The 24,712-nt window shown below is 67.4% G+C and carries 24 protein-coding genes, 2 tRNA genes and 1 other RNA gene; 19 read left to right on the top strand and 8 right to left on the bottom strand.

Annotated features, from left to right (window positions below):
* Positions 1-5: 5 nt before the first annotated feature.
* Complete coding sequence (locus ALI144C_RS29855; RefSeq protein ID WP_076990467.1) at positions 6-794, bottom strand: S1 family peptidase; 789 nt, start codon at positions 792-794, stop codon at positions 6-8.
* 220 nt (positions 795-1,014) lie between these two features.
* Positions 1,015-1,111: signal recognition particle sRNA small type (gene ffs / locus ALI144C_RS29860), an RNA gene on the bottom strand.
* A gap of 89 nt (positions 1,112-1,200) precedes the next feature.
* On the opposite strand from ffs, the gene ALI144C_RS29865 reads away from it, so the two are divergent.
* Positions 1,201-3,162: a DNA polymerase III subunit gamma and tau gene (locus ALI144C_RS29865; protein WP_076990557.1), complete on the top strand. Its 1,962-nt coding sequence runs from the start codon at positions 1,201-1,203 to the stop codon at positions 3,160-3,162.
* Between the two features lie 23 nt (positions 3,163-3,185).
* Here the strand turns inward: ALI144C_RS29865 and ALI144C_RS29870 are convergent, their stop codons facing one another.
* Positions 3,186-4,055, bottom strand: coding sequence for an N-acetylmuramoyl-L-alanine amidase (locus ALI144C_RS29870; RefSeq protein ID WP_076990468.1), 870 nt, complete (start codon positions 4,053-4,055; stop codon positions 3,186-3,188).
* A 76-nt stretch (positions 4,056-4,131) separates the two neighbouring features.
* Here ALI144C_RS29870 and ALI144C_RS29875 point away from each other — a divergent pair, with 76 nt between their 5' ends.
* From ALI144C_RS29875 to ALI144C_RS29930, 12 genes are all read left to right on the top strand, one after another.
* Positions 4,132-4,452 (top strand): YbaB/EbfC family nucleoid-associated protein, encoded by a 321-nt coding sequence (locus ALI144C_RS29875; protein ID WP_076990469.1) that lies wholly within the window; start codon positions 4,132-4,134, stop codon positions 4,450-4,452.
* Entirely contained in the window at positions 4,452-5,048 is a 597-nt protein-coding gene (gene recR / locus ALI144C_RS29880) for a recombination mediator RecR (RefSeq protein ID WP_076990470.1), read from the top strand. Before ALI144C_RS29875 ends, recR begins: the two co-directional genes overlap by 1 nt.
* A complete protein-coding gene (locus ALI144C_RS29885; protein WP_083753488.1) occupies positions 5,038-5,616 on the top strand; it encodes a uridine kinase family protein in 579 nt (192 codons plus the stop codon). The genes recR and ALI144C_RS29885 overlap by 11 nt, the downstream gene beginning before the upstream one ends.
* 255 nt (positions 5,617-5,871) lie before the next feature.
* Positions 5,872-6,873, top strand: coding sequence for an ABC transporter permease (locus tag ALI144C_RS29890; protein WP_076990471.1), 1,002 nt, complete (start codon positions 5,872-5,874; stop codon positions 6,871-6,873).
* Positions 6,874-6,932: 59 nt separating this feature from the next.
* The gene (locus tag ALI144C_RS29895; RefSeq protein WP_076990472.1) at positions 6,933-8,702 is read left to right on the top strand and encodes an ABC transporter substrate-binding protein; all 1,770 of its coding nucleotides are present in this window, start codon (positions 6,933-6,935) and stop codon (positions 8,700-8,702) included.
* Positions 8,703-8,796: 94 nt separating this feature from the next.
* Positions 8,797-9,810 carry an ABC transporter permease gene (locus tag ALI144C_RS29900; protein ID WP_076990473.1) on the top strand — a complete coding sequence of 338 codons (1,014 nt, stop codon included), beginning with the start codon at positions 8,797-8,799 and terminating at the stop codon, positions 9,808-9,810.
* Positions 9,807-10,886: an ABC transporter ATP-binding protein gene (locus tag ALI144C_RS29905; protein WP_083753489.1), complete on the top strand. Its 1,080-nt coding sequence runs from the start codon at positions 9,807-9,809 to the stop codon at positions 10,884-10,886. The genes ALI144C_RS29900 and ALI144C_RS29905 overlap by 4 nt, the downstream gene beginning before the upstream one ends.
* A gap of 4 nt (positions 10,887-10,890) precedes the next feature.
* Positions 10,891-11,925, top strand: a complete 1,035-nt coding sequence (locus ALI144C_RS29910) for an ABC transporter ATP-binding protein (protein ID WP_076990474.1) — start codon at positions 10,891-10,893, stop codon at positions 11,923-11,925.
* Between the two features lie 141 nt (positions 11,926-12,066).
* Positions 12,067-12,921 carry a LysR family transcriptional regulator gene (locus tag ALI144C_RS29915; RefSeq protein WP_168211374.1) on the top strand — a complete coding sequence of 285 codons (855 nt, stop codon included), beginning with the start codon at positions 12,067-12,069 and terminating at the stop codon, positions 12,919-12,921.
* Positions 12,922-13,023: 102 nt separating this feature from the next.
* Positions 13,024-13,329: a tyrosinase family oxidase copper chaperone gene (locus tag ALI144C_RS29920; RefSeq protein ID WP_168211375.1), complete on the top strand. Its 306-nt coding sequence runs from the start codon at positions 13,024-13,026 to the stop codon at positions 13,327-13,329.
* A 15-nt stretch (positions 13,330-13,344) separates the two neighbouring features.
* Positions 13,345-14,160: a tyrosinase family protein gene (locus tag ALI144C_RS29925; RefSeq protein WP_076990476.1), complete on the top strand. Its 816-nt coding sequence runs from the start codon at positions 13,345-13,347 to the stop codon at positions 14,158-14,160.
* 158 nt (positions 14,161-14,318) lie between these two features.
* Positions 14,319-14,642: a hypothetical protein gene (locus tag ALI144C_RS29930; RefSeq protein ID WP_076990477.1), complete on the top strand. Its 324-nt coding sequence runs from the start codon at positions 14,319-14,321 to the stop codon at positions 14,640-14,642.
* Here ALI144C_RS29930 and leuA read toward each other — a convergent pair.
* Positions 14,623-16,407, bottom strand: coding sequence for a 2-isopropylmalate synthase (gene leuA / locus ALI144C_RS29935; RefSeq protein ID WP_076990561.1), 1,785 nt, complete (start codon positions 16,405-16,407; stop codon positions 14,623-14,625). The two genes, ALI144C_RS29930 and leuA, sit on opposite strands and share 20 nt — an antisense overlap.
* 234 nt (positions 16,408-16,641) lie before the next feature.
* Here leuA and ALI144C_RS29940 point away from each other — a divergent pair, with 234 nt between their 5' ends.
* Together ALI144C_RS29940 and ALI144C_RS29945 are read left to right on the top strand one after the other, a co-directional pair.
* Positions 16,642-16,941 (top strand): hypothetical protein, encoded by a 300-nt coding sequence (locus tag ALI144C_RS29940; RefSeq protein WP_076990478.1) that lies wholly within the window; start codon positions 16,642-16,644, stop codon positions 16,939-16,941.
* Between the two features lie 54 nt (positions 16,942-16,995).
* Complete coding sequence (locus ALI144C_RS29945; protein ID WP_076990479.1) at positions 16,996-17,325, top strand: hypothetical protein; 330 nt, start codon at positions 16,996-16,998, stop codon at positions 17,323-17,325.
* 1 nt (position 17,326) lies between these two features.
* On the opposite strand, the gene ALI144C_RS29950 is transcribed toward ALI144C_RS29945, so the two are convergent.
* The gene (locus ALI144C_RS29950) at positions 17,327-17,731 is read right to left on the bottom strand and encodes an RpiB/LacA/LacB family sugar-phosphate isomerase (protein WP_076990562.1); all 405 of its coding nucleotides are present in this window, start codon (positions 17,729-17,731) and stop codon (positions 17,327-17,329) included.
* 69 nt (positions 17,732-17,800) lie between these two features.
* A complete protein-coding gene (locus ALI144C_RS29955) occupies positions 17,801-18,412 on the bottom strand; it encodes a hypothetical protein (protein WP_076990480.1) in 612 nt (203 codons plus the stop codon).
* Positions 18,413-18,986: 574 nt separating this feature from the next.
* Between ALI144C_RS29955 and ALI144C_RS29970 the strand changes: the two genes are divergently transcribed.
* Positions 18,987-19,073, top strand: a tRNA-Ser gene (locus ALI144C_RS29970).
* 217 nt (positions 19,074-19,290) lie between these two features.
* Here the strand turns inward: ALI144C_RS29970 and ALI144C_RS55795 are convergent.
* Entirely contained in the window at positions 19,291-19,440 is a 150-nt protein-coding gene (locus ALI144C_RS55795; protein ID WP_168211376.1) for a hypothetical protein, read from the bottom strand.
* A gap of 32 nt (positions 19,441-19,472) precedes the next feature.
* On the bottom strand, positions 19,473-21,914 hold the full coding sequence (locus ALI144C_RS29975; RefSeq protein WP_076990483.1) for an endonuclease/exonuclease/phosphatase family protein: 2,442 nt from the start codon (positions 21,912-21,914) through the stop codon (positions 19,473-19,475).
* Between the two features lie 161 nt (positions 21,915-22,075).
* Between ALI144C_RS29975 and ALI144C_RS29980 the strand changes: the two genes are divergently transcribed.
* From ALI144C_RS29980 to ALI144C_RS29990, 3 genes are all read left to right on the top strand, one after another.
* Positions 22,076-23,398: a BNR-4 repeat-containing protein gene (locus ALI144C_RS29980; protein ID WP_083753490.1), complete on the top strand. Its 1,323-nt coding sequence runs from the start codon at positions 22,076-22,078 to the stop codon at positions 23,396-23,398.
* Between the two features lie 116 nt (positions 23,399-23,514).
* Positions 23,515-24,411, top strand: coding sequence for an alpha/beta fold hydrolase (locus ALI144C_RS29985; protein ID WP_076990484.1), 897 nt, complete (start codon positions 23,515-23,517; stop codon positions 24,409-24,411).
* 56 nt (positions 24,412-24,467) lie between these two features.
* Positions 24,468-24,557, top strand: a tRNA-Ser gene (locus tag ALI144C_RS29990).
* The last annotated feature ends 155 nt before the right edge of the window (positions 24,558-24,712 follow it).

Consider the following 24,712-nt stretch of genomic DNA (forward strand, 5'->3'; position numbering starts at 1 on the left):
CCGTTCTACAGCTGAGCGGCGATCGCCGTCTGGTAGGTGGCGATCCGGCCGTACACGCCCGGGTAACCGGCGAGCGCGCACCCGCGGCCCCACGACGTGTCACCGATCAGCTTGCCGCCCGCGATCAGCGGGCCGCCCGAGTCGCCCTGGCACGTGTCCACGCCGCCGCCTGCCAGACCCGCGCACACCATGGCCGACTGCACGAACGAGGTGCCGTACGCGCTGCGGCAGGTCGCGTCCGAGGTCAGCGGCACGGTGGCCTTGAGCAGGTAGCGGGAGGCGGACCCGCCGGAACTGGTCGTGCCCCAGCCGAGGATCGTGGCCTGGGTGCCCGCCGCGTACAGCGCGGTGTCGGCCGTCGTGGCCAGCGGCAGGTACGGACCGGCCAGGCTGGTGCCGAGGGTCAGCACCGACACGTCGAAACCGCGGGTGGCGGAGGTGTAGCTCGGGTGGACCCAGATCTTGGTCACCCGGGCGACAGTGCCCGCCGTGCTCTGCTTGTCCTCACGACCCCACACGACGTAGGTGTTGGACGGGCTGCGGTTGACGGTGCAGTGCGCAGCCGTGACCACCTTGGTCGCGCTGACGAGCGTGCCACCGCAGAACTGCCCGCTGCCGGTGGAGCCACTCGCCAGGTAGACGGTGTACTTGTGGTCGTTGATGTTGGCCCGGGTACCGCCGACGATCATGGGTGAGACATCCGCCGATGCCACGGACACGGACGACAGTGCCGCCGCCGCGGTCGCCAACGCGACGAGGCAGGTGCGCACCAGGCGGGGCAGGGTTACCGCCATGGGTGTCTCCCTTCTCAATGAGCCCCTCGACGAGGGGCTTGATCCATGAGTAACGGGACGACCACAGCGCGTGCAACCGCTGATCGGTTCATGACGTTGCCAAACCGCCAACCACTCACCTGAGTGTTGGGTGCAACCAATGTGGCCTTCGTTGCGTTTTTCGCAACAAAGGCCACATTGGTTGCCAAACCTGAACCGGCCCGGCGAAGGGGGCGGTGGAAGTAAGCGGATCCCATGCACCCGCCAGAGCCCGCTTATCCTTGCTGCCTTCCGGCCCTGGGGAGGTTCACGGGATGGACGCCGCATGGGATCCACGATCAGTGTAGCCGACTTACACCGGGGCGGTCGGTGGGCCCGGTTGGTCCTGGCGCTGGGAATGTCGGACCCTTTGGGTAGGGTCGTCGCCGTGGCGCTCGCCCTTTACCGCAAGTACCGTCCGGCGACCTTCGCTGAGGTGGTCGGTCAGGAGCACGTCACCGACCCGCTGCGCATCGCGCTCTCGGCTGGTCGGGTCAACCACGCGTATCTCTTCTCCGGCCCTCGTGGCTGCGGGAAGACCTCCAGCGCGCGGATCATGGCCAGATCGCTCAACTGCGTGCAGGGGCCGACCCCTGATCCGTGCGGTGAGTGCGAGTCGTGCGTGTCGCTGGCGCCCAACGGCCCCGGCAGCGTCGACGTGGTGGAGTTGGACGCGGCGAGCCACGGTGGTGTCGACGACACCCGTGAGCTGCGGGACCGGGCGTTCTTCGCGCCCGCCATCTCGCGCTACCGCATCTTCATCATCGACGAGGCCCACATGGTCACCACGCAGGGCTTCAACGCCCTGCTGAAGATCGTGGAGGAGCCGCCGGAGCACCTCATCTTCATCTTCGCGACCACCGAGCCGGACAAGGTGCTGACCACCATCCGCTCGCGGACGCACCACTACCCGTTCCGGCTGATCCCGCCGGGCATCATGCGCGAGCTGCTTGAGCGCAACTGCGCCGCCGAGGGCGTCGCGGTCGAGCCGTCGGTCTTCCCGTTGGTGATCCGGGCCGGTGGCGGCTCCGCGCGGGACACGCAGTCGGTGATGGACCAGTTGTTGTCCGGTGCCGGTGCCGACGGTGTCACCTACGAGCGCGCGGTGTCGTTGCTGGGTGTCACGGACATCGCGTTGATCAACGACATGGTCGACGGGCTGGCAACGGGTGACGCGGCGGCCGTGTACGGCACGATCGAGCGCCTCGTCGACGCAGGGCACGATCCGCGCAGGTTCGCGTCCGATCTGCTCGACCGGTTGCGTGATCTCGTCCTGCTGAGCGCCGTGCCGGATTCGGGCGCGCGTGGTCTGGTGAACGTGCCGGACGACGAGTTGTCGCGGATGTCCGCGCAGGCCGACCGGCTCGGCCCGGCGACGTTGTCCCGGTTCGCCGAAATCGTCCACACCGGACTCATCGAGATGCGCGGCGCGACGTCGCCGCGGCTGGTGATGGAGCTGCTGTGCGCGCGGATGCTGCTGCCCGCGGCGGTGCCGAGCGATCCGGCGCTCGATTCCGCTGTGCTGCAACGTCTTGAGCAGTTGGAGAAGCGCGCGTCGGTGGCGCCGATCGCCGCTGCCGCCGTTCCCGCGCTCGCCCAGCAGGCCGCGCCCGCGCCGACGCAGGCGCCCACGCCCGCCGCGGCTCCTGTGCAGCAACCACAACGGCAGCCGGAACCGGTGCCGGTGGCCGCGGCCCCTGTACACCAGGCGCCTCCGCCCGCCGCCGCCCCGGCAGCACCTGCCGAGCCAGGTGTGATGGACGCCGCGGCGCTGCGCCGGATCTGGCCGGAACTGCTCGCGGAAGTGCGTCGCCAGCCCGGGGGCCGCAGCACCGAGGCCATGCTCACCAACGCGACTGTGCAGAGCATCGAAGGCGACATGGTCGTGATCGCGCACGCCGCCGCACCGCTGGCCAGGCGCTTGGGCGAGGCTCGCAACGTCGACCTGATCAGTACGGCGTTGAACAACGTGATCGGCGGCAAGTGGCGGATCACGTGCGTGCACGGGAGTGCCTCGGCCGCGCCGCAGGCGGCCCAGGCCCCGCCGCAGCCGCGCCCACAGCCGACGCGCCCGAGCCAGGCGGCTGCCCCTCCACCGCCGCAGCGCCAGGCCCCGCGTCCGGCCACGGACCACGACGACATCCCGCCGCCGGAGCCGCCCGAGCCCGACGACCCCCTCCCGCCACCTGCTCCGCCACCACCGCCGCCCAAGACCGAGGCGGAGGAAGAGGAGGAGATGCTCGTCGAGGCGTCACAGAAGCCGGGCGAGGGCGAGCGGATCGTGGCACGCGACCCGGAGGAAGTGGCGATCGAGCTGCTGACCCAGGAACTCGGCGCGAAGAAGATCTGACCGTCGGTGGATCCGGCCGGGGATCAGCCGAGGTAGGTCACGATCGACGCCGCGATGGCGTCGGCGTAGCGCTGGCGCCCCTGGGGGCTGGACAGCACGGCCGCTTCGTCCGCGTTGCGCATGTTGCCGCACTCGACCAGTGCCGCCGGGCGTTCCGAGAGGTTCAGTCCACCCAGGTCGGCGCGGGGTGACATGCCGTTCGTCCCGATGTACGTCGACGTCGCGAAACCCGCTGCGCGCAAGCCATCCCGCAGTGCCGTGGCGAGCTTCTTCGCCGGTTCGCCCTGCGCGGCGTTCAGCGGCGGCGCCGAGTAGGCGATGTGAAAACCGTGTGCGCCAGGGGAAGTGGAGCCGTCGGCGTGAATGGACACGACGGCGGCCGCGCCCGACTGGTTGCCGATCGCCGCGCGCCTGTCCACGCACGGGCCGACACCGGTGTCGTCGTCACGGGTCATCACGACCTTGATTCCCTTGGCGGTCAGCAACTCCCGCACGCGAACGGAAACGTCCCACGTGAACGCGTGCTCGGTGTACCCGGCGTTGGTCGATGTCCCGGTGGTGTTGCACGCCTTGGTTTGCCCACGCCCGGCTGGCACCTTCTTGTTGATCTCGGCGGGATTCGACGAGTTCCCACCGTTGTGCCCGGGGTCGAGGACGACGACCTTGCCCGCCACCGGCGGGGCGGCCGACGTGGTCGGCGGCGTCGACGCAGCCGGAGGTGACGCGGGGGCCTGACTCGACGAGGTCGCCGACGGAGTCGACGCGGCCGTCTCGACCGGCGTCGGCGCGGGGGGCACCGCGATGGGCGTGCCTGGTTCGGTCGTGCCGCACGCGGCGAGGAAGGCCACTGCGGCGGCGAGCGCGAAACAGGCGCGGCGGGGCGAGGACGTCACACCGAGAGACTAGTCTTGACAACACAAACCAGGACGCGAACTCGAGGGAGCGGCGGTGCAACCCGGACCCGGCGGAATGCCGAACATTCAGGACATCCTGCAGCAGGCGCAGGCCATGCAGGAGAAGCTCGCGTCCGCGCAGCAGGAGCTCGAGGACGTCGAGGTGACGGGCACGGCAGGCGGCGGGCTGGTGACCGCGACGGTCTCCGGCGCGGGCGAGCTGACCGCGCTGGCCATCGACCCGAAGGCGGTCGACCCCGACGACGTGGAAACCCTGTCCGACCTGGTCGTCGCGGCGGTCAGGGACGCCAACCGCAACGCGCAGAAACTGGCCGAGGAGAAGATGGGTGGCCTCGCCGGTGGGTTCGGCGGCGCGCTCGGACTGCCTGGTCTCTGATGTACGAAGGCCCGGTACAGGACCTGATCGACGAACTCGGCCGGCTGCCGGGCGTCGGTCCGAAGAGCGCGCAGCGGATCGCCTTCCACCTGCTGGCCGCGGAGCCCGCCGACATCGCCCGGCTGCAGGACGCGCTGCAGAAGGTCAAGGAGGGGGTGCAGTTCTGCGACATCTGCGGCAACGTCAGCGAGCAGGCGACGTGCCGCATCTGCCGGGACGCCAGGCGCGACGCGCAGAAGGTGTGCGTGGTCGAGGAGCCCAAGGACGTGCTGGCGATCGAGCGGACCCGTGAGTTCAAGGGCCGCTACCACGTGCTCGGCGGCGCGCTGGACCCGTTGTCCGGCATCGGTCCGGACCAACTGCGGATCCGCCAGTTGCTCGGCCGGATCGGTGAGCACGACGTGACCGAGGTGATCCTGGCGACCGACCCGAACACGGAGGGTGAGGCCACCGCGACGTACCTGATCCGGTTGCTGCGCGACTTCCCCGGGCTGGCCGTGACCAGGCTGGCGTCCGGCCTGCCGATGGGTGGCGACCTCGAGTTCGCCGACGAGCTGACGTTGACCCGCGCGCTGTCGGGACGTCGTGCCGTCTGACGACATCCCCGATGTCGTCCCCGATGTCGTCGAAGCTGTTCTGGCGGCGCCGCCGCGACTCGGCGGCGTCCGCCTGCTGGCCGTCGACGGCCCGTCCGGGTCGGGCAAGTCCACGCTGGCCCGCCGGGTCGTCGAGCGGTTGCGCGGTGAATCCCGCACGACGACCCTGATATCCACCGACGAGTTCGCGACTTGGGACAACCCGGTCGCCTGGTGGTCACGCCTCGAAGAAGGCGTTTTGCAGCCATTGGCGCATGGCCGCGCGGGTCGTTATCAACGCACCGAGTGGGTGCACGACATACCAACATCCGGTGAACTCATCACCGTCGAAGTTCCGGAAGTCCTCGTTCTCGAAGGTGTGTCCGCTGGGCGCACGGCTGTTCACGCCCGGCTTTCAACCCTCGTTTGGGTTGAATTCGCCGACGCGGCCGCTCGACTTGAACGCTCTGTTACACGCGATGGTGAGAGATACCGCACACACCTGTTGCGTTGGCAGCGGTTCGAGACGGGGTGGTTCGAAGTCGACAATCCGGCGGCTCGCGCGGGCCCAAAATTTCACCCTAGGTAATCGTGCGCATGTAGATGCGTGTTTTTTGGGAAACGACGTGGCCCGATTGTGACCTCCGGTGGTTCGGACAGCACCGTTGACCGACTAGATTCGGCGACCACACAGTGAGACCCGGACAACATCCGGACGGTTTCCTAGGGAGTGCGTGATGGCTTACCCGCGATCCGCGCGTCCGATGCAGCGTGCTGCTTCTGACGCGTCGCGGCGACCGCTGAGTGTCACCGGCGTTGACCGTTCGACCCGCACTCCGATCTCGTGACCGCGCCACTCGAAGCCTCCCCCGGCTCGTCCGAGGCCCAGCCGGAGGCAGCGCTCAAGGGAATGGGCAAGAAGGCCATCCAGGGCCGGTCGCTCGGGCAGATCGCGTGGATGCGGCTCAAGCGCGACCGGGTCGCGATGGCCAGCGGCGTGCTGATCGCGGTGATGGTCGTCGCCGCCATCGTGGCGCTGCTGCTCGACCGGGTGTTCGGCGTGATCAACCCGAACGCCTTCCACCAGGAGCTGATCGACCCCGAGCAGGGCATCCCGACCGGTCCGCTCGGCGGGATCAGCCTGGACCACCCGTTCGGCCTCGAGCCGATCAACGGCCGCGACCTGCTCACCCGGATCTTCGCCGGGTCGTGGATCTCGCTGCTGATCGGCTTCGCGGCCACACTGGTGTCCGTGGTGATCGGCACGATCATGGGTGTCATCGCCGGGTACTTCCGCGGCTGGGTGGACACGGTGATCAGCCGCCTGATGGACGTGTTCCTCGCGTTCCCGCTGCTGCTGTTCGCCATCGCGCTGGTCGGTGTCGTGCCGGACAGCGCGTTCGGCCTCGGCCGCGACGGGTCACGGATCTTCGTGCTGATCTTCGTGATCGGGTTCTTCAGCTGGCCGTACATCGGCCGGATCATCCGGGCACAAACGCTCTCGCTGCGTGAGCGCGAGTTCGTCGACGCGTCCCGCAGCCTCGGCGCGCGGGCGCCGCACGTGCTGTTCAAGGAGCTGCTGCCGAACCTGGTCGCCCCGATCCTGGTCTACTCGACGCTGCTGATCCCGACGAACATCCTGTTCGAGGCGGCGCTGTCGTTCCTCGGTGTCGGCATCCAGCCACCGTCGGCGACCTGGGGCACGATGCTGTCCGAGGCCTCCAGGTGGTACCAGGTCGACGCGTGGTTCATGGTTTTCCCAGGTTTGGCCATCTTCATCACCGTGCTGGCCTTCAACCTCTTCGGCGACGGACTGCGTGACGCATTGGACCCGCGGGCGCGTTAGCCATCGGATAAGCCGCCGAACCGGTGGCTGCTAGCAACCTAAAAGGGGTGCAACTGTAGATGAGGAAGCAACGTTTGGTCACGATGGTTGCCGCGGGCGCGGCTACCGTCATGGCACTCTCCGCGTGTGGTGGCGGAGGGGGTAGCAGCAACAACAACAACAACAAAGGTGGCGGCAACCCGTCGGCCACCGGCCCCAACGCAGCCATCGGCAAGGCGTTCAACCCTTCTGACAAGAAGGGCGGCACGCTGAGGTTCGCCAACGCGGGTGACTGGGACTCCCTCGACCCGGGTGACACGTACTACGCGTACTCGTGGAACTTCATCCGGCTCTACGGCCGCTCGCTGATGATGTTCGCCTCCGCTCCCGGCCAGGACGGCGCCAAGCTGACGCCGGACCTCGCCGAGTCCAAGGGCGTGCCGAGCGAGGACCTCAAGACCTGGACCTACAAGATCCGCAAGGGCGTCAAGTTCGACGACGGCACCCCCGTCACCTCGAAGGACGTCAAGTACGGCGTCTCGCGGTCGCTGGACAAGGACATCTTCCCCAACGGTCCGACGTACTTCAACGAGTTCCTCGACCTGCAGGGCTACACCTCGCCCTACAAGGACAGCGACCCGAACGGCCTCGGTCTGAAGGCCATCGAGACGCCGGACGACCAGACGATCGTGTTCAAGTTGAAGAAGCCGTTCGCGGACTTCGACTACTTCGCGGGCATGCCGTCGACCATGCCTGTCCCGAAGGCCAAGGACACCGGTTCGAAGTACAAGGAGAAGGTCGTCTCGACCGGGCCGTACAAGTTCGAGAAGGTCGAGCTGGGCAAGAGCTTCTCGATGGTCCGCAACGAGAACTGGGACCCGGCGACCGACCCGAACCGCAAGGCGCTGCCGGACAAGATCACGGTGCAGGTGAACGTCAACCCTGACGACCTCGACAACCGGTTGATGTCCGGTGACCTCGACGTCGACGTGGTCGGCAGCGGTGTCCAGCCCGCGGCGCAGGCGAAGATCCTCGCGGACCCGAACCTGAAGAACAACTCGGACAACCCGCTGTCCGCGCGCCTCTGGTTCACCAACATCAACGGTGAAGTCGCTCCGCTGGACAACATCGAGTGCCGCAAGGCGATCCAGTACGCCGCCGACCGCACCGGTTACCAGCGCGCCTACGGTGGCAACGCCGGTGGCGAGGTCGCCTCCAGCCTGCTGCCCCCGATCATCCCGGGTGCCGAGAAGATCGACCTGTACCCGAGCAAGGACAACGCCGGTGACCTCGACAAGGCCAAGGAAGCACTGACCAAGTGCGGCCAGCCGAACGGCTTCGAGACCAACATCTCCTACCGGGCCGAGCGTCCGAAGGAGAAGGCCACCGCCGAGTCGCTGCAGCAGTCGCTCGGCAAGGTCGGCATCAAGCTGAACATCAAGGCCTACCCGACCGGTGACTACGCCAAGCTGTACGCGGGCAAGCCGGACTTCGCCAAGAGCAACAACCTGGGCATGATGGTCTTCGGCTGGGCCGCCGACTGGCCGAACGGCTTCGGCTTCCTCAAGGAGATCACCGACAGCCGCAACATCAAGCCTGCCGGTAACACCAACTTCTCCGTCAAGGACCCGAAGGTCAACGAGGCGATCGACAAGGCCATGACCGAGAAGGACGAGAACGCACGCCAGAAGGCGTGGGTCGAAGTCGACCGCAAGGCCATGGAGAGCGCGTACGCACTGCCCGGTGTGGTCGCCAAGGGTCTGTACTACCGGCCGAAGAACCTGACCAACGTGTTCATCACGGACGGTTTCTCGGAGTACGACTACCTCGCCCTGGGCGTCTCGGGCTGAGTTGGACCAGCGACCAGATAAAAGGTAGGTGAAGGCAACTGGTGGCCGGGACGCTTGAGATTCTCCAGCGTCCCGGCCACCAAGGCCGAGTACGGTGCTCGCTTACATCATCCGCAGGCTGCTCGGAGCGGTGATCCTGCTCTTCGTCGTCAGCCTGGTCACTTTCTCGATCTTCTTCCTGGTCCCGCGGATCGCAGGCGCGTCCGTCGAGGACATGGCCTCGCGGTATGTCGGCAAGACCGCCGACGCGGAGACCATCCGCCAGATGGCGGAGAAGCTCGGGTTCACCGACCCGCTGCTGACGCAGTACGGGCGGTTCGTTTCGGCAATCTTCGTTGGTGCGGACTACAGCACCGGTCCGACGACCGTGCACTGCCCGGCACCGTGCCTCGGCTATTCCTTCATCACCCAGAACCCGGTCTGGCCGGACCTCGTCGACCGGATGGGCGTGACGATCTCATTGGCCGTCGGTGCCGCGGTGATCTGGCTGTTCTTCGGTGTCGCCACCGGTGTGCTGTCGGCGTTGCGCCGCGGCACGGTCTTCGACCGGGCGGCGATGGGTGTCGCGCTCGCCGGTGTCTCACTGCCCATCTTCTTCACCGGTCTGCTGTCGCTGACGATCTTCAGCTACGGCCTCGGCTGGGCCGTCCCCGGTGGTACGTACGTCAACTTCGCCGAGAACCCGCTGGCGTGGGCCGGCGCGCTGATCCTGCCGTGGGTGACTCTGGCGTTCCTGAACGCGGCCGGCTACGCCCGGCTGACCAGGGCGACCATGCTGGAGACGATGAACGAGGACTTCATCCGCACCGCGCGGGCGAAAGGCCTCAACGAGCGCACTGTGGTGGTCAAGCACGGCCTGCGGTCCGTGCTCACCCCGATCCTGACGATCTTCGGCCTCGACCTCGGCATCCTGCTCGGTGGCGCGGTGCTGACCGAGAGCACGTACTCGTTGCCGGGTCTCGGCAAGTACGCCATCGACGCGATCGTGAACAACGACCTGCCGAAGGTGCTGGGCGTGACGCTGGTCGGCGCGACCTTCATCGTCATCGCGAACCTGGTCGTTGACCTGTTGTACGCCGTCGTCGACCCGAGGGTGAAGTACTCGTGAAACATTCCCAAGAGGACTTGCTGGCAGGCGGCGCGGCCCGCCCGTCGGACCGGCCGAACGAGGCGTTCCTGCAGGTTCGCGATCTGAAGGTGCACTTCCCGACCGACGACGGCATCGTCAAGTCGGTCGACGGGCTGACGTTCTCCCTGCAGCGGGGCAAGACCCTCGGCATCGTGGGCGAGTCCGGCTCGGGCAAGAGCGTGACCAGCCTGTCGATCATGGGCCTGCACAAGCGGGGCACCGCGAACATCTCCGGCGAGATCGTGCTGGACGGCCAGAACCTGGTCACGGCGACGCCGGAGCAGGTGCGGTCGTTGCGCGGCAAGCGGATGGCGATGATCTTCCAGGACCCGCTGACGGCGATGCACCCGTACTACACGGTGGGCAACCAGATCATCGAGGCCTACCGGGTGCACCACAACGTGTCCAAGTCGGTGGCCAGGAAGCACGCGGTCGAGATGCTCGACCGCGTCGGCATCCCGCAGCCGGACAAGCGGGTCGACGACTACCCTCACCAGTTCTCCGGCGGTATGCGGCAGCGCGCGATGATCGCGATGGCGCTGTCGTGCGACCCGGAACTGCTGATCGCGGACGAGCCGACCACCGCGCTCGACGTGACCGTGCAGGCGCAGATCCTCGACCTGATCGTGGACCTGCAGAAGGACTTCAACTCCGCGGTCATCATCATCACCCACGACCTCGGCGTGGTCGCCGAACTGGCCGACGACATCATGGTGATGTACGCGGGCCGTTCGGTGGAGTACGGCAGTTCGCGCGAGATCTTCGCGGCGCCGCAGCACCCGTACACCTGGGGCCTGCTCGGCTCGATGCCCCGGCTCGACCGGGAGCGCAGCGAGCGGCTGCTGCCGATCAAGGGCACGCCGCCCAGCCTGATCAACGTGCCGGAGGGGTGCCCGTTCAACCCGCGCTGCGCCTTCGCGGGCCTCAACGGTGACCTGTCCACGACCGAGCGCCCGGAGTTCAGGGAAGTGAGCCCCGGCCACCACATCGCGTGCCACCTGTCCGGCGAACAACGCCAGCACCTGTGGACCACCGAGATCAAGCCGAAGTTGTGAGCTGATGAGTGAACTGACTTCCACCCCCACCAGGACCGAGACGCTGCTCGAGGCGAGCGGTCTGCAGAAGTACTTCCCGATCCGCAAGGGCCTGCTGCAGCGTGTCAAGGGCAACGTGCAGGCCGTGGACGGGCTGGACTTCACGGTGCAGAAGGGCGAGACGCTCTCGCTGGTCGGCGAGTCCGGCTGTGGCAAGACCACGACGGGACGGCTGCTGACCCGGTTGCTCGAGCCGACAGCGGGCAAGGTCGTCTTCGAGGGCAGGGACATCACGCACATGTCGCAGGCGGCCCTGCGCCCGCTGCGCCGGGATGTGCAGATGATCTTCCAGGACCCGTACTCGTCGCTGAACCCGCGGCACACCGTGGGTGCGATCGTCGGCGCGCCGTTCAAGCTGCAGAAGGTGCAGACCGAGCGTGGCGTGAAGAAGGCCGTGCAGGAGCTGCTCGAACTGGTCGGTCTGAACCCGGAGCACTACAACCGCTACCCGCACGAGTTCTCCGGCGGTCAGCGGCAGCGCATCGGGATCGCCCGCACGCTCGCGCTGAAGCCGAAGCTGATCATCGCGGACGAGCCGGTGTCCGCGTTGGACGTCTCGATCCAGGCGCAGGTGGTGAACCTGCTCGAGGACCTGCAGAACGAGCTCGACCTGACCTACGTGATGATCGCGCACGACCTGTCGGTGGTGCGGCACGTGTCCGACCGGGTCGCGGTGATGTACCTCGGCAAGATCGTCGAGCTGGCCGACCGGACCAGCCTGTACGAGCGGCCGATGCACCCGTACACCGTCGCGCTGCTGTCCGCGGTGCCCGTGCCGGACCCCGAGCGCAAGTCCAAGCGCGAGCGGATCCGGCTGAAGGGTGACGTCCCGTCGCCGATCAACCCGCCGTCCGGCTGCCGGTTCCACACCCGCTGCTGGAAGGCGCAGGAGATCTGCAAGACCCAGGAGCCGCCGCTGGCGGAGCTGGCGCCCGGCCGTCAGGCGGCGTGCCACTTCCCGGAGAACACCGGGTCGCAACCAACCGTCACCGTGGTGTGAAACTCCCAGCGCAAGCCTCGTGAGTGTTTCGTCCGGTTCAAACCGGCGAAAACACTCACGAGGGGCTGGGTCCAAAGATACTGTTGCGGAAAGCCCTGGTCACGAGAAGATCTCCGCATTATGGAGCTCGGACAGGGACACTTGAGGACGATCATCGCGGTGGCCGAGTGCGGCAGCATCGGCCGGGCGGCCATCCGCCTCGGCCAGAGCCAGCCCGCCGTCAGCGGCAACGTCAAGCGGATCGAGAAGTACTTCGGCGGGGCGCTGTTCCACCGGTCGGCCAGCGGCGTGCGGACCACGCCGCTGGGTGACTGGGTGCTGGTCAAGGCCCGCACGCTGGCCGCCGACATGGACCAGTTGGTGTCCTCGGCCCGCAGCGTGGCCTGCGGGAGCGACAGGCTCACGGTCGCGGGCCAGCCGTGCGCCACGATGGTGGCGCTGATCCCGCAACTGCCGCGGACGGCCGAGGTGCGGGTCGACCATTCGCCCGCGTGGCTGCTCCAGCAACTGGCGGGTGAAGCCGTGGACGTCTGCGTGCTGACCGAACCGGCCGGGTCCGAACTGCCCGTGCCCGCAGGCGTGCACCGGAAGGTGATCGCGCGCGAGTCGTGCCCGGTCGGCATGTCGGCGGAGCATCCGTTGGCGGACAAGGACACGGTCGACCTCGCTGACCTCGCCGACGACGACTGGGTGGACAACCCGTTCAGCGACAGCGGCCTGCGGACGGCCTGCGGGCGAGCCGGGTTCGAGCCGCGCGTGCGGTATTGGATCGCCGACCCCGGGGTGTATTGGCCGCTTGTGCGTTCGGGCCGTGCTGTCGGCTTGTTCACCGGGGTGACACGTGCCCGGCAGGGCGTTGTTTTCCGTTCACCACAAGGAGATCCGTTGGCCAGCCGGGTCGTGTTGTGCTGGCGGGACCGGACGGCCGACCAGGCCGCGTTGATTCATCGGTTAACGAGCGTTACTATGACCAGCGGCACAGAAAGCCCTTACTAGCAGCATCTCTGGCGATTTTGTTCATCGCTTTCTCTTATGGGCAAAGGTTTCCTCCCGATCGGCGGATTCGTCCCGGTGCCCGGCACGGCTAGCTTCTGGCACATGCTGAACAGACGAAGACTCTTGATGACCAGCGCGGTCGCCGTCGCGGGCGGGGTCACCCTCGGCTGGAACGTGCTGGTCGCCAACGCGGACCAGGAGTTCGACGAGATCTACGACGGCCGCCGCATCCGCGGCAAGGCCGACCTGCTGTTCGTCGACGGCGACCTCGTGCACGTGATGCGCAACGGTGATGGCTCGTACACCACCTCGATCAACCACTACGAGTCGTTCTCGTCGTTGCGCGACGCCGCCAAGCGAGCCGTGGACACGCTCGGCGACCTGCGTCCAGTCACACACGCGCACTGAGAAGGGGACGGAACCATGGGGGTTCGCAAGAACCAGCAGAACCTGACGGCGGAGGAGAAGGCCCGCCTGGTCGAGGCCATTCTGTCGCTCAAAGGCGCGGGGACGTACGACATCTTTGTCCGCCAACACATCGAGCGGTTCAACGGCGACAGCGACAGCGGCACCAGGATCGGGCACCGGTCGCCGTCTTTCCTGCCGTGGCACCGCAAGTACCTGATCGAGTTCGAGCGCGCGCTGCAGGCGGTCGACGCGTCGGTCAGCCTGCCCTACTGGGACTGGACCACCGCGGGCACCAGATCCACGCTGTGGGCGACGGACTTCATGGGCCCGGACGGCAGCCGTACCCAGAACGGCCGGGTGACCAGCGGTCCGTTCACCGGCACGGACTGGCCGCTGACGGTCCGCAGCGACTCGGCGGGGTTCCTGCGACGCAGCTTCGGGTCGAGCGGGGTGCCCCTGCCGACGGCCCGCGACGTGCAGACCGTGCTCGCCATCAGGACGTACGACACGGCCCCGTGGAACAGCACGTCGTCGGGCAGCTTCCGCAACAACCTCGAAGGCTTCCGCGGGGTCAACCTGCACAACCGGGTGCACGTGTGGGTGAACGGCACCATGGCGGGCGCGGGATCACCGAATGATCCGGTGTTCTGGCTGCACCACTGCCATGTGGACAAGCTGTGGTCGGACTGGCAGGCGGCGCACGGCTCGGCGAACTACCTGCCGGTCTCCGGAACCGCCGACGTCGTCGACATCGACGAGGCCATGCAGCCGTGGGGCGATGTGACACCCCGGGACATGGTCGATCACTCCGCGATCTACACATACGGCTAGAACCCGGCGGAATCGGTCAAGTCACAACGCTGTGCGATGAGTCGTACACAGGGTGTTTTTTGTTGTACGCCAATAGGTTGACGTGGGGTTTCAGCGGTAACACCAAAGTGGATAATGGCGATTTATGGGCAAGCGCCGAGCCCACACGGGAGTTGCCCATGAGCGCCGTGATCCGGCCGCCGGAGGCCGCAACGCCGATCTTCCGCAACGGCTTCGCCACGACTGCCCTCGCGTTGGGCATCGTCGGCGTCGGATTCGGGCTGACCGTGTTGTTCGGGCTGCTCGCGACGGTGTTCGGGGTGTTGGCCGTGCTGTTCGGGATCATCGGCGTCGTCCGGGCCCGCAAGGGCAGGGCGACCGATGGCGGGATGGCCGCCATCGGTGTCGCCGCCGGTGTGCTCGCGGTGGCGCTCGGGATAGCGGGCATGGTGACCATGCCCGACCAGCCCGACTCGCTGAGCCCTACCGGTTTGCTCGGTTGACCGCCGACACGACGGCCCGCAACGAAGCCGTCACGATCGACGAGTCGACTCCGACTCCCCAGAGCACACGCTCACCCACGGCGCACTCCACATAGGCGGCGGCGCGTGCGTCGTCGCCTGCCGTGAGGGCGTGCTCGGTGTAGTCCAGGACGCGGACGTCGAAACCCACGCTCGCCAACGCGTCCACGAACGCCGCGATCGGGCCGTTGCCGTTACCCGTGACCTCGTGCGCGTCGCCTTCGACGTGCACGAGGGCGGAGATCTCGTCGTGGCCGTCGCCGTCGTCGGCCAGCCGGTGCCGCTGCAGCGTCAGCGGCGCCTCGGCCGACAGGTACTCGGCCGAGAACATGTCCCACATCGCCGTCGGGCTGACCTCGCCGCCCTCGCTGTCGGTCATCCGCTGCACCACGCCGGAGAACTCGATCTGCAGCCGGCGCGGCAGCTCCAACTGGTGCTCGGTCTTCATCACGTAGGCCACGCCGCCCTTGCCGGACTGCGAGTTCACCCGGATGACGGCCTCGTACGTGCGGCCGACGTCCTTCGGGTCGATCGGCAGGTACGGGACCTCCCACTCGAACTGCTCGACCGGGGTCCCCGCCTTGTCGGCGGCGTCGCGCAGCGCGTCGAAGCCCTTGTTGATGGCGTCCTGGTGGCTGCCGGAGAACGCGGTGAACACCAGGTCGCCGCCGTAGGGGTGCCGCTCGGGCACCGGCAGCTGGTTGCAGTACTCGACCGTGCGGCGGACCTCGTCGATGTCGGAGAAGTCGATCTGCGGGTCGATGCCCTGGCTGAACATGTTCATGCCCAGCGTGACCAGGCAGACGTTGCCGGTGCGCTCGCCGTTGCCGAACAGGCAGCCCTCGATGCGGTCGGCGCCCGCCTGGTAGCCCAGCTCGGCGGCGGCCACACCCGTGCCGCGGTCGTTGTGCGGGTGCAGCGACAGGATCACCGAGTCGCGGCGCTCCAGGTTGCGGTGCATCCACTCGATGGAGTCCGCGTACACGTTGGGCGTGGCCATCTCGACGGTCGCGGGCAGGTTCAGGATCACCGGGCGCTGCGGCGTCGGCTGCCAGATCTCGGTGACCGCGTTGCAGACCTCGGCGGCGTACGACAGTTCCGTGCCGGTGTAGGACTCCGGCGAGTACTGGAAGCGGAAGTCCGTGTCGGTGTACTTGTCCGCCAGCTCGACGACCATTTCCGCGGCCGAGGTGGCGATCTTCTTGATGCCCTCGCGCTCCTCGCGGAACACCACGCGCCGCTGCAGGATCGAGGTCGAGTTGTAGATGTGGACGATCGCCTTGCTCGCCCCCTGCAGGGCCTCGAACGTGCGCTCGATCAGCTCGGGACGGCACTGCGACAGCACCTGGATGCGTACGTCGTCGGGCACCGCGCCCTCGGTGATGATCTCGCGGACGAAGTCGAAGTCGGTCTGGCTGGCCGCGGGGAAGCCGACCTCGATCTCCTTGTAGCCCATCTTGACGAGCAGGTCGAACATCCGCCGCTTGCGGGCGGGCGACATCGGGTCGATCAGCGCCTGGTTGCCGTCACGCAGGTCCACGGCGCACCACAGCGGCGCCGTGGTGATCCTGCGGTCCGGCCACGTGCGGTCGGCCAGCGTCACGTCCTCGACCACTTCGGCGAACGGCCGGTACCGGTGCACCGGCATCGACGAGCCGAGCTGGGCGTTCCACTCCGGCTGCCCGGCAGGCGCGGGACGCGCGGGCTTGCGGATTCGGGACGTGCGGAAGTCGGGATTCGTGGTCATCGAAAGGGTCTCCAGCTTCATTAGCGGACAACCGGCGGCAACGCTGAGCTCCGCGGCGGGGAGCCGGTCGAGAATCAGGCCCCGTCGCGGCAGCGAAGCAGGAGGGATCGAGCCACGAGTCCCACACTAGCGAGCCGACCCCGGTCGGCGAAAACCAGGCGTCCCACATCCTGGACGAACCGGTTACTCCGAACGGCCGGGTTTCCCCGTGGTTGCCGAGGTCAATCCCCAGATATGACTACTCGCAGATGGCATGTGTCGAGCGGGCGGGGGACGGCGGCTCGGATCGTGTTCGGGGTCACGGCGATCTTCGCGCTGATCGAGGCCGTCTACATCTTGTTGATCGTGCTTGGCGCGAACACCGCGAACGCGTTCTACACGTTCATCCAGTCACTCGCGGAGCCGCTCGCACTGTTCTTCCCCGGCCTGTTCGGCACAGGGAACTACAACCTCGACGTGATCCTCAACTACGGCCTGGCAGCGGTGTTCTGGCTGGTCGTGGGCTCGATCATCGCCCGGATCATCGGCCGGTAACGGTTGGTTACTCGGAAGTAGCCAAACTGGCTGGGCCGTGCCAGACTCGCAGGCATGGCCCAGCATGCCGACTCATCGAAGAGCTCCGGTGCCACGCGTGCACAGGTCGTCGGTGTCATCGCGGCCGTGGTCAGGTGGATCGGCCTGCTCTGCACGCTGGTGCTGGTGATCCACGTCCTGCTGACGGTCGGCAGCGCGAACCCCGCCAACGGGATCACGAGCTTCTTCGCCGACGTCGCCGACCCGGTCGCGCTCGGCTTCAAGGACCTGTTCACGCCGAGCGACCCGAAGCTGAACGTCCTGGTCAACTACGGCATCGCGGCGCTGTTCTGGCTCGTCGTGTCCAGCGTCGTCGCGAGGATCATCCGCCGCTTCGGCCAGTGACCTAGAGCCGCGCGATGTTCGCGGCCTCGTCCGGATCCGGTTCGCTGACGCCGAGGAACGCCTTCGTCACCTCGACCGCGACGTCCGGCGCGAGCCGCTTCAGGCTCATGGCAAGGACATTCGCGTCGTTCCACTTGCGAGCGCCTGCCGCGATCCACGCGTCCCACGCCAACGCGGCCCGTACACCGGGGACCTTGTTGGCCGCGATCGCCGTGCCCGTCCCGGTCCAGCACATCACCACGCCGAAGTCCGCGTCGCCGTCGACCACGGCACGACCCACCGCCGCGCCCAACTCCGGCCAGGACTCCGACTGCGCGAGCCGGATCACCTCGTGCTCGGCGGCGAGGTGGTCGAGGACCGCTTCGGTGGTCTCGTTCTCGTCGTCAGCCGCGAACGCGATTCGCATGACCGCGACGGTACCCCTTCCCAGGTAACCGGAGGGCGCCACTCGGGCGCCCTCCGGTGTTCTCGTGGCTCAGGCGAACAGGGCGGCCAACACGCCGCCGAACATGGTGGCGGAGGCGAGCGGCAGGCCGCTGTCCCGCAGGTGACTGGTGAGCATCTGCTTGGCCTGCGGCTCGTCGACGCCCTCGATCTCGATCGACTCGATGAAGTCGGCCAGGATCGGCGCGCCCTTCTCGATCAGGAAGGCGATCGGCGGGGCGAGGAGCGCGACGAACGGGGCGAACGCGTTGAGCCCCGGGATCAGCGGGACGATGAGGGGCAGGGCCGCGACGAACGCGGCGGCGATCGGACCGCCGTACCGGATCCCGGCGACGATGATCGGCTGGGCGAACTTCGCGAACTTCTTGAACTCGGCGATGATGTCGATGTCCTGCGCCCGCGGGCTGTCCAGCGCGGCACGCGCGTCGGTCAGCTGCTTCACAGTGGCGGGGTCGTCGACGCGCGTGAGCAGTTCGTCGACGTTCTCCGGCGTGACGATCTGCCGCAGGGCAGCGAGTTTGGTCTCGGCAGCGGCTCGCGACGCGGCAGGGACCTCGGCGGACGCGGTCGCGGCCGGGCCGAAGCCGAGGGTGAGGACACCGGCGGCGAGGACCGCGGCGACGGACTTGCGGAACTTGGTCATGGATCTTCCCTTGCAGGCGGCGGGGACATTGCTGAAAGCGCGCGCGTGTTCACGGCCAACCGGGAGAATTGGCCGACGGGTTTTCAACAGCTGTTCAAACCAAGATCACGTGTGACCGGATGTTAACCACACGAACACATCCGGCGACAGTGGGTAATCCGGTGTCCTCGCCCACAGGGGACTGATGCGACCCGATGAGCTCCTGTCTGGAGAGGACAGTGCTGCTCAACATGATGTGCAGAGTGCGATCTGCGGAATGCAGGATATGCATGTAAGCGGGGAAAAACTCCATGACATAGCCGAGCACAGTCCCCTCGGTCGTTTCGATTTTCTCAAGCGGAACCCACGGCGTACGCCCGACAGCGGCGGCACCGAGTGATCCCCGTCCGCAACGTCTCGGGCTTCGCGGTTTCCTGGTCCATGCGGTTATTCGACCAACTCATTCACAGCCATGCTTGGCGCGCCGACCTGCTGGAAGACCCCAGCAGGTCGGCGGCGTGGCGTTTGCCCTCGTCGAGCGCTCGTGAGACCCCCGTTTTGGGAGGTCAGGACCACATCCGGTAAGCTCTCCGACGGAGGATTCGCATAGTGGCCTAGTGCGCACGATTGGAAATCGTGTTGGGTGTGATAGCCCTCAGGGGTTCAAATCCCCTATCCTCCGCACGGACTCGGGCGACCTGTGTCTGCGGAACGCGCAGACCGGGTCGTCCGTCGTCATGTTGGGGGGACGACCCCCCAAACCCCCCGGCCTCTCTCGCGCGGCCCTTCGGGCCGTCGCTCTTTCGAACTACTTGCTCGCCGCCTGGGTCGCTTTGGCTGGACGTGCGAACGCCGGGCCTGGGGTGCCCCTGGCCCGGCGTTCGGCTCTTCTCGTCTTCCTAGTCCTCGTCGTCCGGCTTCGCGTGGTCCGCCACCCCTGGGTGCGGGTCACGGGACAGGTCGACCAGCGGGTGGGGGCCGTCCGCGTCGTCCGGCAACGCGTGGCTCGGCCTACGTGCGGTCGTCTTGTCGTGATTGTCCGAAGTCATCTACACGCCTCCTCTTCGTGTCAAAGTGGACACTACCCACGGGAGGCTCGTAGCTGCTCGATGAGGTCCAGCAGATCCAACAGCTTGTCCAGCAGGTCGTCGCCGGTGCTCGGCCGCAGGCGGACCACCTGTGGGTCGTGGTCACTGACCTGACCGGCGAATTCCGCGTTGGTGTGAACCACGTCATAGTCCACTCCGCGCGGGGCCCTGCTTGTCAGTGTGTGATCGAGCACCTGCGAGTTGCCTTCGAACACGTAGGTGTAGCGCTGGTTCACGGGCAACGTGTCGATCAGGTCCCGGACCGCGCCACCTCGGGTCAGCTCCGCCAGCGCCGGGGAGAACTGGTAGTCGTTCAGGTCGCCCGCGAGCACGATATTCGCCTTGCAGTCCACCGCGAGCGCGCTGTCCACGAAGCCGCGCAACGCGATCGCCTGCTTGACCCGCTGCTGCTCGCTCACCCGGTTCGGTGGTTGGAAGCGGCCGTGCACGGACTGGTCGCCGCCCTTGGAGTTGAAGTGGTTCGCCACCACGAAGACCTTGCGCCCCTGGAAGACGAACTCACCGGCCAGCGGCTTGCGTGAACTGTTCCACGCTTCGTTGGCCGGGTCGACCCGGCCTGGTGACACCGAAAGCGCGGGCCTGCCGCGTTGGGTGACGACCTGGACGGCCGTGGTCGCGTCACCACCCGCGCGATCCACAAAGGACACGCGGTCCGGGTTGAAGATGAACGCCACCCGGATGTTGCCGCCCGGCTCACCGCCGTCGGTGTTGTTCACCGGGTTGATCTGGCGCCACTCGTAGCGCGGGCCGCCCTTGGCGACGATCGCGTCGGTGAACTTGCGCAGCGTCTGGCCCGCCGACACCGTTCCGTCGTTCGTCGCGCCGTTGTCGTCCTGGATCTCCTCCAGCGCGACGATGTCCGGGTTCGCCAGGTTGGTCACGATCCCGTCCGCCAGCCGGTCGAACTTGGCCTGGTCGTCGCCCGGGTCGAGGTTCTCCACGTTGTACGTGCCGATCGCGATTTCCCCGCTGCGCTGCTTGCGGGTCTTCTCCGGCTGCAACCCGCCACCGGCGATCTCGCCGAGAGTGGTGGCCTGCAAGGTGTATCCGCCGAAGTTCGAGTAGTCCAACGGGCCCTCGGTCAGGCCGGTCAGCTTGTCGTTCACGTTCACCTGCGGGAAAGGCCGCTGCGAGAACGGGATCAGCGACATCACCTTCAACCGGCCGGGGTTGGGCTGGCCGTAACCGGTGTACAGGGTTCCGCCGCGAGCCGTCGGGTTCTCGTTCGGCCGCAGCGTCACGTAGAACTCGTTGTACTCGGTGGTCGGCCCGACGACGCGCACGTCGGACACGGCCAGGCGCATGCTTTCGCGCGACTCGAAGTAGTCCAATGTGTACTCGTTCGGCCTGAGTTCGAGCGCGTCGACGTTGCCGCCGGTGGGGACGTAAGCCGTCGGCAGCACGCCGAGAGTTTCGGCCTGTGGCAAGGCGTTCCCCGCCGACGAGACCGTCCACGTCGCGCCGATCAGCTGGGTCACCGACTGGAAGGTCGAGTTCGCGTCGTCGTTGGGCAGAGCCTCCTTCACCGTGCCCGCCGCCACGACGGCGTCGCCGACCTTCACGTTCGGGGTCGCCGAACCGGTCAGCACGAAAAGGCCCTCGCTGGTGCGGGGATCGGCGTCCACGACGGTGTCCTGGAACCAGAAACCGCGCTGCGGCCCGAAGGCACGGATCGCGGTGACCACACCGGTGACGTCCGCGACCTTCCTGCCCGCCAACGGCGACACGCGGGTGATGCCCTGGATGTCGTGGATCTTCGCGGGAACCGGCGGTGTTCCGCCGCCGGGGCCCTGCCCTGCCGCGTTGAGCGGGCTCGGCGCCCCGGTCGCGAAGTCGACCGAGTTGTTGTCGGTGTCCGTGCTGGTGACGCGAGCGGACGACGTCGTGTTGGCCGTACCCGGCGCGGGCGCTGATTCACGGACAGCAGCGTTGCCGTACCCGACCAGGTCATGGATCCGGGTGTCGGCGGCGCAGTCGGCGGCGGTCAGGCACGTCAGCAGGTCGGTGCTCTTCACCAGTGCGACCGTGCCGGCGCCCGCGGCCATCGCGATCGAGCCGACGGCGTCCGGCGTGGGCAGTTCGACCGTTCCGCCCGCGCCCTTCGCCTCGCTGGCCAGGTAGGTCTTGCCCGGCTGGACGCTGCCCGTCAACGCCGTGGCCTGCCAGCGGCTGGACGCGCTCGGCGCGGCGGGCAGGTACTGCACGCTCCACCCAGCCAGGGAGACCGGCGCGGACCCGGCGTTGGCCAGCTCGACGAAGTCCTGGGTCAACGTGGCACCGGAGTTTCCGCCGCCCCCGTAGACCTCGCCGATCAGGACGTCCTGGCTCGGCGCGGCGCTCGCGCCCGGCACCGCGACCAGCACGGTCAACCCGACCGACGCCGCCACGGCGAGACCGCGTAAGGATGAGGTCACGCTCTGTCCTCCCTCGTGAAATCAACCGACGCATCGTCCCCCGGCCGAGTGAACGAAGGAAGTACGCGAAGGCAACTGTTCGGCCTCTTCACTCGTGGCACCCGGTATGCGACCATGAGTCGCTCCCGCCGCCTGGGTAGTGACGACCAGGAGGCAGTTCTATGCGCCGAACGCAGCGCATCCTGACGACTTCGACTGTCCTGGCGACGGCGGTGGCGCTTGCCCCGGCCGTCCAGGCAGCGCAGTCGTTCACAGTCATGACGACGGCCACCGAGGTCGCGTCGCGATCCGACCGCAGACCGGTCGCGGGTGGCATCTACGACGCCAAGGCAGGCAAGACGTTCATCTCGTGGTCAGGCAAGGACGCCGACACCTACGTGCAGGCGTACGACCACCGGGCCAAGACATGGTCGGCGCCCCAGTTCATCGCCAAGGGCGAGTCCGACTCACACAACTACCCGACCATGATCCAGGCCAACGACGGGCACGTGCTGCTGGTGCGCGGCATGCACAACACGGCGACGGTGATCAGCCGATCGGCCAGGCCGCACTCGGTCGACGGGGAATGGTCGACGTACGAGGTCGACGCGGGCAAGGCCGCCAGCTACCCGATGCCGTTCAAGTCTTTCGACGGGACGCTCTTCGTGTTCTACCGCGAGACCACCCGCGACATCGACAAGGTCACCCCGACCGACACCAGGCCGATGAAGTACCTGGTGTCCAAGGACAACGGGCGCACCTGGCGCAATTCGGTCGAGTTGACCGGGAAGCCGTTCGCGATCGGCTCGACCGCACGGCCGGACAACATGAACGAGATCTACATCGGACAGTTGCGGCAGGACCCGTTGACCGGCCTGGTGCACATCGTCTACACGCTCGCGGGCGGCGGACCGACCCAGCACGTGCACGACTACTACCACCGCAACATGTACTACGCGGTCTTCAACCCGTACAACCTGCACTTCTACTCGGCGGACTGGCGTGACCTCGGCTACGACATCGACGACGCCGACCAGGAAGCCCACCTGAAGGTCGCGGAAACACCGTTGGAGCGGCCAACCGGCACGCTGAAGTCACCGGACTACATCCAGCAGGTCGGCGGCAGCATCGGCAGGCCGTTCCTGCTGTGGTTCACGTTCGACAGCACGACCGGCACACCGCTGAACCAGGCGAGCGTGTGGAACGGACGCGCGTGGGAGACCAAGCAGGTCGCGAGCGGCCTGCGGACGAGGGAGATCGAACCGGTCGGCCTGGCGACGTGGCGCGTGTACGCGACGAGGGACGGCAAGCCGAACATCGAGACCTACCTGACGACCCTCGGCAGGGACTGGCGCGCGGAAACCGTGATCCCGACCCGCAAACCCGTCCAACGCGTCGAGGTGATCGGCGGCTTCCGCGACCCGGCGCGGATCCTGGCCAGCGGCGCGTCGAGCGCCCGTGACGTGGCCATAGCCGACGGTGACATCTACGTCGCGGGCCGTTAGGAACACCCCCCCCCCGCGCACACGCCACCGAAAAAACTTCGGTGGCGTGTGTCGATCCGCTGTCCGCTCGCTCGACGCGTAGGCAAAGACCGAGATCGAGCGGAAGCGAGCAGGACATGAACAAGATCGCCAAGATCACCGCGGCCGTCGTCACCGCCGCGGCAGGAGCGGTTCTCGCGATCGGCCCGTCCGCCCACGGTGACGCCGAATCCACAAGCGGCCGAGGGCACTATGCGGATGTCAACGGACTGCGCATGTACTACGAGGTGCACGGCAAGGACCGCGGCAAGCCACCAGTCGTGCTGATCCACGGCGCCTTCTCGGCGACCGGCACGTCCTGGGGAGAACTGGTCGGCGGCATCGCGCGGACCCGCAAGGTCATCTCGGTCGAACAGCAGGGCCACGGCCGCACGGCCGACATCGGCGACCGCCCGCTGCGCCTCGAGCAGATGGCGAAGGACACCGCCGACCTGCTCGGCAAGATCGGGGTCAGGAAAGCCGACGTCTGGGGTTACAGCATGGGTGCGGGTGTCGCGATGCAGATGGCCGTCCGCCACCCGGACAAGGTGAACAAGCTGGTCTTCATGTCCGCGACGGTGAACAACAGCGGATTCCACCCCGGGCACCTGGAGATGATGGACCAGATCCAGCCGAAGGACCTCTACGGCAGCCCGTTCCACGAGGAGTACAAGCGGCTCAACCCGCGCCCGGAGAACTTCGACCTGCTCGTGACCAAGGTGAAGGACATGGTCCGCAACACCCAGGCCGTGCCGAGCGAGACGATCAAAGCCTTGCGTGCCCCCGTGCTGACCGTCATCGGCGACTCCGACATCGTCCGCCCCGAACACGCGGTCGAACTGTTCCGCCTCACCGGCGGTGGCGTGGTCGGGGACATCACCGGCCTGCCGAACTCAGAACTCGCGGTGCTCCCCGGCACCACCCACATCACCGCCGCCCACCAGCAGGTCCTGACTACCTTGGTCCCCGCCTTCCTCGACCGCCCCATCGCCTGACCCACAACGGGGACGTGCTGGAAGGGCGCACCAAGCCGTCCGGTAAGCTCTTCGGCGGTAGCGTGTCCGAGCGGCCGAAGGAGCACGCCTCGAAAGCGTGTGAGGGTTCACGCCCTCCGTGGGTTCAAATCCCACCGCTACCGCCAGCCTCAGCCGACGTGTGTCCACGGAGAACGTGGACCTCGTCGGCTGGAGTCATTTTGGGGGGCCGAGCCCCCCAAACCCCCCACGGTGCGAGCTCCTTCCGGACCAGCGCTGGGCGCGCTGCACTTTCACCAGCAAGAACGCCCGGCAGCCCACG

Origin of the sequence: Actinosynnema sp. ALI-1.44 (assembly GCF_001984155.1) — a bacterium.
GTDB lineage: Bacteria > Actinomycetota > Actinomycetes > Mycobacteriales > Pseudonocardiaceae > Kibdelosporangium.